The 9,139-nt window shown below is 65.8% G+C and carries 12 protein-coding genes and 3 pseudogenes; 13 read left to right on the top strand and 2 right to left on the bottom strand.

The features are described 5' to 3' along the window. Positions 1–212: 212 nt before the first annotated feature. The 13 genes and pseudogenes from ACJASC_RS04515 (at position 213) to ACJASC_RS04455 (ending at position 7,861) form a co-directional block, all read left to right on the top strand. Positions 213–1,471, top strand: a pseudogene (locus ACJASC_RS04515) (IS256 family transposase). A gap of 53 nt (positions 1,472–1,524) precedes the next feature. Beyond that, positions 1,525–1,662 (top strand): annotated as a pseudogene (locus ACJASC_RS04510) (IS110 family transposase); the annotation flags it as partial. Between the two features lie 305 nt (positions 1,663–1,967). Next, a pseudogene (locus ACJASC_RS04505) lies at positions 1,968–2,654 on the top strand (IS5 family transposase); the annotation flags it as partial. 196 nt (positions 2,655–2,850) lie between these two features. Beyond that, the gene (locus tag ACJASC_RS04500) at positions 2,851–3,192 is read left to right on the top strand and encodes a hypothetical protein (protein WP_415143903.1); all 342 of its coding nucleotides are present in this window, start codon (positions 2,851–2,853) and stop codon (positions 3,190–3,192) included. Positions 3,193–3,290: 98 nt separating this feature from the next. After that, complete coding sequence (locus tag ACJASC_RS04495; RefSeq protein ID WP_415143901.1) at positions 3,291–4,238, top strand: beta propeller repeat protein; 948 nt, start codon at positions 3,291–3,293, stop codon at positions 4,236–4,238. A gap of 1 nt (position 4,239) precedes the next feature. Next, on the top strand, positions 4,240–4,731 hold the full coding sequence (locus tag ACJASC_RS04490) for a DUF411 domain-containing protein (RefSeq protein WP_415143899.1): 492 nt from the start codon (positions 4,240–4,242) through the stop codon (positions 4,729–4,731). A gap of 16 nt (positions 4,732–4,747) precedes the next feature. After that, the gene (locus ACJASC_RS04485) at positions 4,748–4,876 is read left to right on the top strand and encodes a hypothetical protein (RefSeq protein WP_415143897.1); all 129 of its coding nucleotides are present in this window, start codon (positions 4,748–4,750) and stop codon (positions 4,874–4,876) included. Then, positions 4,873–5,379, top strand: coding sequence for a c-type cytochrome (locus ACJASC_RS04480; RefSeq protein ID WP_415143895.1), 507 nt, complete (start codon positions 4,873–4,875; stop codon positions 5,377–5,379). Before ACJASC_RS04485 ends, ACJASC_RS04480 begins: the two co-directional genes overlap by 4 nt. Beyond that, positions 5,376–5,954 (top strand): DsbE family thiol:disulfide interchange protein, encoded by a 579-nt coding sequence (locus ACJASC_RS04475; protein WP_415143892.1) that lies wholly within the window; start codon positions 5,376–5,378, stop codon positions 5,952–5,954. Before ACJASC_RS04480 ends, ACJASC_RS04475 begins: the two co-directional genes overlap by 4 nt. After that, the gene (locus tag ACJASC_RS04470) at positions 5,951–6,226 is read left to right on the top strand and encodes a hypothetical protein (protein ID WP_415143890.1); all 276 of its coding nucleotides are present in this window, start codon (positions 5,951–5,953) and stop codon (positions 6,224–6,226) included. The genes ACJASC_RS04475 and ACJASC_RS04470 overlap by 4 nt, the downstream gene beginning before the upstream one ends. A 23-nt stretch (positions 6,227–6,249) precedes the next feature. After that, the gene (locus tag ACJASC_RS04465) at positions 6,250–6,552 is read left to right on the top strand and encodes a hypothetical protein (RefSeq protein ID WP_415143888.1); all 303 of its coding nucleotides are present in this window, start codon (positions 6,250–6,252) and stop codon (positions 6,550–6,552) included. Positions 6,553–6,605: 53 nt separating this feature from the next. Next, entirely contained in the window at positions 6,606–7,247 is a 642-nt protein-coding gene (locus ACJASC_RS04460; RefSeq protein ID WP_415143886.1) for an SCO family protein, read from the top strand. Between the two features lie 29 nt (positions 7,248–7,276). Then, positions 7,277–7,861, top strand: a complete 585-nt coding sequence (locus ACJASC_RS04455; RefSeq protein WP_415143884.1) for a TlpA family protein disulfide reductase — start codon at positions 7,277–7,279, stop codon at positions 7,859–7,861. A 38-nt stretch (positions 7,862–7,899) separates the two neighbouring features. Here ACJASC_RS04455 and ACJASC_RS04450 read toward each other — a convergent pair whose 3' ends face one another. Both ACJASC_RS04450 and ACJASC_RS04445 read right to left on the bottom strand, forming a co-directional pair. After that, the gene (locus ACJASC_RS04450; protein WP_415143882.1) at positions 7,900–8,520 is read right to left on the bottom strand and encodes a L,D-transpeptidase; all 621 of its coding nucleotides are present in this window, start codon (positions 8,518–8,520) and stop codon (positions 7,900–7,902) included. Between the two features lie 252 nt (positions 8,521–8,772). Next, positions 8,773–9,051, bottom strand: a complete 279-nt coding sequence (locus tag ACJASC_RS04445) for a metal-sensitive transcriptional regulator (RefSeq protein WP_415143880.1) — start codon at positions 9,049–9,051, stop codon at positions 8,773–8,775. Between the last annotated feature and the right edge of the window lie 88 nt (positions 9,052–9,139).

The raw sequence follows: 9,139 nt of genomic DNA, 5'->3' as shown, positions 1-9,139 counted from the left end.
CGGCTTCCTGCTCCTTGATCATCCCGATGATCTGCGCCTCAGTGAAGCGGCTCTTTCGCATCGTCTGCTCCTTTGCAATTGAGCAAACTCTACATCAGACTGAGGGATCTCGAGGGGGGCAGGTCACTGAAAATGGGTGATGCGGTCTGAGAAGGCGGCGTATCGTGGCGGGTGCTGAAGCCTGCCAGACCCTCCCGAAGGAGCGATACGCCCTGAAGAACGATACCGACATCATCCCGCTTCGTCAGCCCCATTCGCTGGACGATCCCCTAACCGAGATTGCCCGCGAGGGGGCGCGCCGGATGTTGGCTGCGGCCTTGCGGGCGGAGGCGGATGCCTTCGTCGCAGAACTTGCCGAAACCCGTCTGCCGGACGGGCGTCAGCGCGTGGTTCGGCATGGCTACGGCCCCGAGCGCGAGATCCAGACCGGGATTGGCGGGCTCGCAGTCAGACGGCCGAAGGTCCGGGATCGGTCGGCGGCGAACGCAGAGGACAAGATCCGCTTCAATTCCGCCATCCTGCCGAGGTGGGCGCGACGCTCCCGCAGCTTGGACGCGCTGCTGCCGGTTCTCTATCTCCGCGGCATCTTGACGGGGACTTCCAAGAGGCGCTCGCGGCCCTGCTCGGCGAGGACGCCCCGAACTTGTCGCCTGGTGTGCTGCCGCGCCTGACCGGTGAATGGGAAACGGAGTATGGGCGCTGGCAGCGCCGCGGCCTCGCCGCGCGCCGCTACGCCTATGTCTGGGCCGACGGGGTCTATCTTCAGGCCCGAATGGAGCCGCAGGCCGAATGCATGCTGGTTCTCATCGGCGCGACGCCGGAAGGAAAGAAAGAGCTCGTGGGCTTTCAGGCCGGCATGCGCGAGAGCGCGCAGAGCTGGCGCGAACTGCTGGTCGACCTCAAGGCGCGTGGCCTGACTTGCGCGCCCGAGATCGCTGTCGGTGACGGGGCGCTCGGGTCCTGGAAGGCGCTCGACGAGGTGCTTCCCAGCACAAGGCACCAACGGTGCTGGGTTCACAAGACGTCAAACGTGCTGAACAAGGTCCCCAAATCCCTCCAGCCCGCTGTCAAATCCGACCTGCGCGAGATCTGGCAGGCCGAGACCCGTGTCGCCGCCGAGGCCGCGCTGGACGTCTTCGTCGAGAAATACGGCGCGAAATACCACAAGGCCGCAACCTGCCTGACCAAGGACCGCGAGGCGCTGTTGGCGTTCTATGATTTCCCCGCCGAGCATTGGGACCATCTGCGAACCTCGAACCCGATCGAGAGCGTGTTCGCCACCGTCAGGCATCGGACGGTTCGCACGAAAGGTGCGCTATCCCAAAAGACGGCTCGGCTGATGGTCTACAAGCTCGTGCAAGCCGCCGCGAAGGGATGGCGTCGCCTGAAGGGCGCCAACCAGTTGCCAATGGTGATCGAGGGCGTCAAATTCACCGACGGCGTCCTCGACGCCAAGACCCGCGCCGCCTGATCAAAGCGCGTTACCCAAATTCGGGCATAGCTCTTCCACCCATGGCACAGCAAGGCACTTGGCTCGGTGGGTTGCTGGCGCGCAAGCCAGGCATGCTGGTGCGCGTGGCACTGGCGAACAAATTGGCGCGGATCGTCTGGGCCCTGATGGCCCGAGGCGGCGTCTACAAGGCTCCGGTCGCGGCGGCGTAGCCCGTTTTCGATCGGAGAACGTCGGAGCGAAAGAGGGCAAGGAGTGTTATGGCGCAGCCGTCGTGAGACGAGATCGGGACACCCAGAGTGCAACAAAGTGCCTTTGAGCACGCGGCTTTGATTTGGCCCCGATCCTCGACCACCATATGGGCCCGCGGCACAGACGGTCGCATTAAGAGGCCGGATACATGTCAGCACCCGACAGCGCGCCAGCCAGAGCTCCGAAGAACCCTCTTGCGCACGGGGCGGTTATACATGTTGCACAAAGCCCGCATAGGATTCATCTCGTGAATCCATCGTGGTAGGTGGTCGGCTTGGATTGGACGGTGCCAGATTTCAGCACCCTGTCACGTCGCCAGAAGACCCTTGCTGTAAACATCCCCTATCGCGGCTCCAGAGGCCCGCTGCACCTGCTGGTCGACAGCACCGGGATCAAGGTCGAGGGCGAAGGCGAGTGGCACGCGCGCAAGCATGGTGGCACCAAACGGCGCGTCTGGCGCAAGATCCACCTCGGGATCGACGAGCAGACGCTGGAGGTCCGGGCGGTCGAGGTCATCGGAAACCACATCGGCGATGCGCCGGTGCTGCCTGATCTGCTCAGCCAGATCCCACCTGAGCAGGAGATCGCCACCGTGACCGCAGACGGCGCCTATGACACGCGCAGATGCCACGATGCCATCGCGGATAGAGGCGCCCACGCCGTCATCCCGCCCCGCAAAAACGCCAGACCCTGGAAGCCGACCACGGCCGGTGCGATGGCACGTAACGAAGCCCTGCGCGCGTCGAAATATCTGGGGCGAGCGATCTGGCGAAACTGGAGTGGATACCACCGCCGAAGCCGCGCCGAGACAAAAATGAACTGCATGAAGCTGCTGGGGCAGCGCCTCATGGCGCGGGACTTTGATCGTCAAGTCGCCGAGGTCCAGATCCGCATCGCCATCATGAATGGATATACCGCTCTCGGCATACCCGTCACAAAGGCCGTGGGGTAAGTGTGCCCGGGGAAAGGGGAAGTCCGATCAGCAGCCGCTTCGTGCAACTAGGCCGCGCGAGATGAAAACGAGCAGGCCCGTTACCACATTCCCGCTTCGCGCGTGCCTCGGCAGCGATCCCCAAGGTGACGGTTTCGTGAGCGAATTTCCCCTTCGCCCAGTAGACAGGCGGCGCGTCCGTTCTTAGATCATTGCCATGCGCCTCTGGGTTCGCCTTGCCACGTTCTGCCTGTCGCTGACCCTTCTGGTCGGCGTGCTGGTGCATGACGTTGCCGGCGCCCGGATGTCGATCGACATGGCGGCGTCCAGCACCGTGGAACAGCAGGACGATCTCTGCCCGGCCTGTGCGCAGGATGCGGGCGAACAGGTTGTCTGCGACCTCGACTGCACCGCGCCGCTGCTGTCCACAGAGACGTTTACGGCGGCGCTGCCGCAGGCTGTTGCCGCGACCGCTCTTGATTGGCCCGCGGACGCGGTGGTGCGAACACGCCAGCCGGGCTTCGACCCCGCACCACCACGAGCCACCATCCTGAGCTGACCGGCCGCACCGCGCAGGTGACGGCCCGGTTTCGCCATGCCCGCCCGATCTCGGCAGGCAGACGCTGAACCGACCTTCTCCTTCTCGGGATACTCTCCATGACCACCCATTTCGCACGTGCGCTGTCGCGCCGTCGCGTCCTGTCCTCCGGCCTCGCCGCGATGGGCATGACGATGTTCGCCCCCGGGCTCGCCCGCTCGGCACCCCGGAGCGCCCTTCCGGGCGCCGTCACTACCTTGGCCTTCGACGGCACTGCCCTCCTTGCCGCCACGCCGGATGGCCTGCTGCGCCACGAGGACGATGCGTGGACCCGGCTCGACGCTCCGGCGGAACCCTCCGCCCTCGCCACGCATCCCGCCCGCCCCGGCACGATCCTCGCCGGATGGCGCGACGGCGCCCTGCGTCGCAGCGATGACGGCGGCCGAAGCTGGGCACAGGCCAATGCCGGGCTGCCGGGCGCGGCAATCCTTTCGGTCGCTCTGGCCGCGCAGGCGCCCGACACCATCTATGCCGCTCTCGAAGGCGACGGGCTCTGGCGCAGCGAGGATGGTGGCGAGACGTGGGAATTCGTGATGGATCGCCCCTATCTCGGCGGCGAGGAGCATGACGTGCTCAGCCTTGTCTCCGTGGCGCACGAGACCGGCATGGGCGGCATCTGGCTCTATGCCGGGACGCGGGCCGGGCTGACGCGGGTGCCCGACTGCTTCTGCCGCTGGCAGGACGTGGTCGCAGGCGACGCGCTGGACGCGCTCGTGGCAGGCGACGCCCCCATCACTGCCGCTTCGCTGCCCGAAGACGAGCCAATCGAGATCCTCGCCCTTGCCCCCGACGCACCACAGCGCCTTCTCGCGGCGCTGCCCTCCGGGCTGTGGCTGTCGATGGATGCGGGGGTGAACTGGGAACAGAGCGCCTCCGACCCCGTCAGGGCCCTCGCCGTCGACCCCGCCGATCCGCTCCACGTGATCTCCGCCGATGCCGTCGGCCTGCGCGTCTCGCACGACGGCGGCAGCAACTGGTCCCCTTTCGATCTGTCCAAGGATAGCTGACATGAACCGCAAGCTTCTCACCGGCACCGCCCTCGCGCTGGCCGCCGTCTCCGCCATCGGCATCGCGACCTTCACCACCGCCGAAACCGACAGCGCGGCTGTCACGCTCGCCGAGACCACCGTCCCCGCCGATCGGCAGATGACAATCTGGCGCGATCCGAATTGCGGCTGCTGCGACGCCTATGCCGACTACATGGAGGAGAACGGCTACCATGTGACGCGGATCGACGACCGCGACTTCGACAAGCGCTCAATCGAGGCCGGGGTGCCCGAGCAGGGTCTTGGCTGCCATCTCGCGCAGGTCGATGGCTACTATGTCAGCGGGCTGGTCCCGGCCGAAATCGTGGCGCGGCTGACCACCGAGCGCCCCGAGATCACCGGCATCACCCTGCCCGGCATGCCGATGAACGCCCCCGGCATGGGCGGCAAGAGCGGCACGCTCAAGACCTACGCCTTCGCGGGTGACGACATCACGGTGTTCTCCGATGAATGAGTGCATGGAGGTCATGATGTCGATGATGAACGGGCCGATGATGGGCGCCATGATGCTTGGCGGCGGGGTCGTCCTGCTGCTGGTGCTGACCCTGCTCGTTCTGAGCCTGATGGCGCTGGTCAAGTTCCTCAGGAGCGCGCGATGAGACGCGGGCTGGCCATCGGCCTCGCCTCGGGCCTGATTGGCGCCGCCGCGATCGCGGCGGTGGCCCAAGGGCTGATGGATGAGGACCCGCAGGGCGCGGCACCGGCGGAAACCGCGGGGCTCTCCGTCCTCGGAGAGCCGGTCACGCGGGACATGGTCGAACAGGGCGGCGCGATCTATGCCGAGAGCTGCGCTGCCTGCCATGGCGCGCAGCTCGAGGGCCAGCCCGACTGGCGCCGTCGGACCGAGGACGGGCGCATGCCGGCCCCGCCGCATGACGACAGCGGCCACACCTGGCACCACGCCGACCGCGATCTCTTTACCATCACCAAGCATGGTGTCGGTGCGGTTGTCCCCGGCTACAAGAGCGACATGCCCGCCTTCGAGGGCCTGCTGAGCGACGACGAGATCAAGGCGGTTCTGGCCTACATCAAGACGAGCTGGTCCGAGCGCGAGCGCGGCTTTCAGGCAGAGGTCTCGGCCGGGGCCGAGGGCAAGCCATGAGCTCGGCGGAACAGGCCCCGCGCAGGCGATCCCGAGGCCGGGCCTTGGTGCTGCTCCCAGCGGCGCTGTTCGCGGCGCTCGCGGCGGCCTTCTACTGGGGCCTGATGAACTCCGACGACCGGCTGCCCTCGGCCCTGATCGGCCGCGCGGTGCCCGAATTCGACCTGCCGCCGATCGAGGGCCGCGATGACGGTCTGTCCTCGTCCGATTTGCGAGGCGAGGTGTCGATCGTCAACGTCTGGGCCTCGTGGTGCGTGCCCTGCCGGGTCGAGATGCCGCTGCTGGTCGAGCTGGCCGCCCAGGGCACGGTTCCGATCCACGGCATCAACTACAAGGACGCGCCGGACGCGGCACTCGCCTTTCTCGACGAGACGGGCGACCCCTATACCCGTATCGGCGCCGACCGCTCTGGACGCACCTCGATCGACTGGGGTGTCTACGGGCTGCCGGAAACCTTCGTCATCGATGCACAGGGCCGCATTGCCTACAAGCATGTCGGTCCCTTTGACCGCCGCTCGCTCGAACAGGACATCCTGCCGGTCGTGCGACGCCTCCAGTCGGAGGGCGAGGCATGAGCGAATTGTCAAAATCCGCCCCCGTGACCGCCCCTGTCCGCCGTTTCCCGGCGTTCGGACGGCGTGGCTGGATGGTGCTGGCCTTCGCCGTCATCGGCACCGGCATGATCCTGAACTGGGGCTGGCTCACCGCCATCGGCGCCGCGCCCCTGATCCTGAGTTTGGCCCCCTGCGCTGTCATGTGCGCGTTGGGCCTCTGCATGCGTGGGGGCTCGTCCGCCTGCGCCAACAAGAGCGATCCGACAACCAAGCCGGACGTTTCGACCGACTGAAACCCATTCCGAAAGGACACGACATGAAGACCACCACCAAGCTCGGCGGCGCCGTCGCCCTCTCTCTGCTCGCGCTCGCCCCCTTGGCCCACGCCCAGGAGACCGCCCCGGCGGAAACCCAGGAGACGACGAAGGAAGGCGGCCACATGATGGGCGGCGACATGGCCGGGATGCAGGGCATGGAAGGCATGGAAGGCATGGAAGGCATGGAAGGCATGGAAAACATGATGCCGATGATGATGAAGCACATGCAGGCCTGCATGGAGATGATGGAAACGATGAACACCCACATGCAGGAACACCACGACCAGGCCGACCAGGGCTGAACGAAGGCCCGCCCGGGCCCTCGCCCGGGCGGGCCAACCAGAAAGACAGACAGATGCTCCCTTCCCACAGCTTTCACCGGCGGTTGCGTTTCCTCCTCTGGAGCGGGGCCGCCGTTTTCGCCCTGGCCATCGCGGGACTTATCGTCCTGCGCGGTCCCTCCGCCCCCGTGGAGGTCGCCTACAGCGGCGAGGCCGACATCCGCTCTGACTTCGAGCTGGTCGACCACACCGGGCGCCCGGTGACACAGGCCGACTACGCCGGTCGCTGGCAGCTCGTGTTCTTCGGCTTCACCAACTGCCCCGATGTCTGCCCGACCACGCTGGCCTACATGGCCACCGCGCTCGATCTTCTGGGCGAGGACGCAGGCCGGGTCGCACCGCTTTTCATCACGGTGGACCCCGAGCGGGACACGCCCGAGATCATGGCCGACTACGTCGCGAACTTTCACCCCGACCTCGTCGGGCTGACCGGCAGCAACGATCAGGTCACGGCCGCCGCGCATGCCTTCAAAGTCTATCACGAGCAGCTGCCGGATGCGGAGGCCGCCGACGGATACCGCATGGCGCATGCCGGCCACATCTACCTGATGCGGCCCGACGGCCGCTTCGAGGCCGTCTTCCTGGAAGGCGATCAGCCCCCCGAGGACCTGGCCCGGGAGATCGAGATGCGCATCGAGACGGAGGGACGAAGTTGATGCGGCGCCTCGCTCCCATCGCCATGCCCATGACCCTGCTCGGTATCCCGGCGCTGGCCGATCACCCGGGCGAACGGCTCGACGAGGTCACCGCCCTGAAGGAGCCCGCATTCGAAGCGATCTCCGGCCCCGCGCCCGATGTGGACCTCATCAGCGCGGATGGCCAGCCGTTCGAACTCGCGGACCTCGCGGGGCAGGTCGTGGCCGTGCACGTTCGCTCGAGCCCCTGCCTCGAGCCCTGCCGGGCGCAGCACGATCGGCTTGCGCAGACGGTGGCGTCGCTCAACGCAAGCCCGATGCGCGAGATGGTCCGCTTCATCACGATCGCCGAGGAACCGGACGGTATCGACACCGTCGACGCCGGGAATTGGTCGGTCGCGGCACCAAATGGTGCGCTCGAAGACCTCGAGGCAGAGTTCGCCTCCCGATCCGCACGAAATGGAGACAACCCGATGCTTCACCTCTTCGACCGGGAGGGACGGCATGTCGCCATCTTCCACGGCGCCGGCTTCGCGCCGCTCAACCTTCTCATGCATATCAATGGTCTGACAAACGCGCATCCGCATCCCGAGCCCGACGGCCTGCTCGGCCGGGTAAGGGGGTGGTTCCGATGACCACGGCCGCGCCTGCGCGCACCAGAACCCAGGATCACTCAACCATGGTGGTCCATCCCATGCTGGTCTGGATTATAAGAATTTCCCGCCTTCGGATAGAGATAGACCGTCGTGCCCATAGGCACCTTTTCGTAGAGCTCGATGATGTGGTCGTTCACAAGCCTCGCGCAGCCGTTTGAGACCGCTCGTCCGATGGTCGAAGGCTGATTGGTACCATGGATGCGCAGATAGGTGTCGCGTCCGTCGACGAAGAGATAGAGCGCCCGCGCGCCGAGCGGATTGTCGATCCCGCCGGGCATCCCGTCTTTCGCATATTTCTCGTATTTTTCAGGCTCCCGCTTCACCATAGCCGGCGTCGGCTTCCAGCTTGGCCATTCCTTCTTCATCTGCACGACATAGCGGCCAGCATGGTAGAGGTCGTCGCGCCCGACGCCGACGCTGTAGCGAATGGCCCTGCCCTCCGGCAGCGTCCAGTAGAGCGCAAACTCGTCCGGCATCACGTGGATTTCCCCCGGGGCGATACCCGGTGCGATCTCCACTTCGCGCGGCAGAAACTTCTCGGGCAACTCTTGGCTGGAATGCGCCCATGCTAATCCGGGAAGCCATGCGCTCGCCACGCCGAACCCGGCGGCCCGTGTCAGAAACTGTCGTCTTTGCATGCCATTCGCCTCAATTCTCTGCCGGTCAACATAACTGAAAGTCCGCCCGGCTCCATTGGTTCACCACTCGACTCCATAAGAGGTGGGAACTTGCTCCGGCGCCACACACGAACCAGTCAGCCACCTTCGGTCAGGGGTGCCGTCTTGAGGGTCCCGTGGTGGATCGCGGTGCAGATCGCAACGACGAGGATCGAGAGCAGGATGGCTTGGATCATGTGGGCTCAATGAGGATCGGAGCAGCTCCGTTCCCGCTCAATCACGCGCCTTCTCGAGCAGGGCCACCATCTCGCGAAACTTGGTGCGTTGCTCATCGGCGTCGCCCGACAGGATCGCCGCTTCCATGCAGTGGTTGGCGTGGTCCTCGATCAGGAGCCGTTCCACCACCTTGAGCGCCGAGCGCACGGCGGCTGTCTGCATCAGCACATCGACGCAGTAGCGGTCTTCCTCGACCATCCGCGAGACGCCCCTGATCTGGCCTCCGAGCCGAGCCAGCCGCTTCTGAATCGCCGCCTTGTTCTTCTTTTCTTGCATGTCATTCGCCTCCGGCTTCAGAACCATACGCCCGAACGAGGGTTCCCACCATACCCTACAAGGGTATCTTGGTGCATATACCCTACGG

The organism is Limimaricola cinnabarinus (assembly GCF_047631075.1).
GTDB lineage: Bacteria > Pseudomonadota > Alphaproteobacteria > Rhodobacterales > Rhodobacteraceae > Limimaricola > Limimaricola cinnabarinus.
The sequence above is the reverse complement of the archived record's forward strand: the minus strand, read 5'-3'. Positions and strand labels throughout refer to the sequence as shown.

Bases quoted from the DNA above. Each gene is read 5' to 3' on its own strand.
- ACJASC_RS04480 (WP_415143895.1), top strand. From the start codon at position 4,873: ATGAGACGCGGGCTGGCCATCGGCCTCGCCTCGGGCCTGATTGGCGCC.
- ACJASC_RS04500 (WP_415143903.1), top strand. From the start codon at position 2,851: ATGCGCCTCTGGGTTCGCCTTGCCACGTTCTGCCTGTCGCTGACCCTT.
- ACJASC_RS04470 (WP_415143890.1), top strand. From the start codon at position 5,951: ATGAGCGAATTGTCAAAATCCGCCCCCGTGACCGCCCCTGTCCGCCGT.
- ACJASC_RS04490 (WP_415143899.1), top strand. From the start codon at position 4,240: ATGAACCGCAAGCTTCTCACCGGCACCGCCCTCGCGCTGGCCGCCGTC.
- ACJASC_RS04445 (WP_415143880.1), bottom strand. From the start codon at position 9,051: ATGCAAGAAAAGAAGAACAAGGCGGCGATTCAGAAGCGGCTGGCTCGG.
- ACJASC_RS04485 (WP_415143897.1), top strand. From the start codon at position 4,748: ATGTCGATGATGAACGGGCCGATGATGGGCGCCATGATGCTTGGCGGC.
- ACJASC_RS04495 (WP_415143901.1), top strand. From the start codon at position 3,291: ATGACCACCCATTTCGCACGTGCGCTGTCGCGCCGTCGCGTCCTGTCC.
- ACJASC_RS04460 (WP_415143886.1), top strand. From the start codon at position 6,606: ATGCTCCCTTCCCACAGCTTTCACCGGCGGTTGCGTTTCCTCCTCTGG.
- ACJASC_RS04465 (WP_415143888.1), top strand. From the start codon at position 6,250: ATGAAGACCACCACCAAGCTCGGCGGCGCCGTCGCCCTCTCTCTGCTC.
- ACJASC_RS04455 (WP_415143884.1), top strand. From the start codon at position 7,277: ATGACCCTGCTCGGTATCCCGGCGCTGGCCGATCACCCGGGCGAACGG.
- ACJASC_RS04475 (WP_415143892.1), top strand. From the start codon at position 5,376: ATGAGCTCGGCGGAACAGGCCCCGCGCAGGCGATCCCGAGGCCGGGCC.
- ACJASC_RS04450 (WP_415143882.1), bottom strand. From the start codon at position 8,520: ATGCAAAGACGACAGTTTCTGACACGGGCCGCCGGGTTCGGCGTGGCG.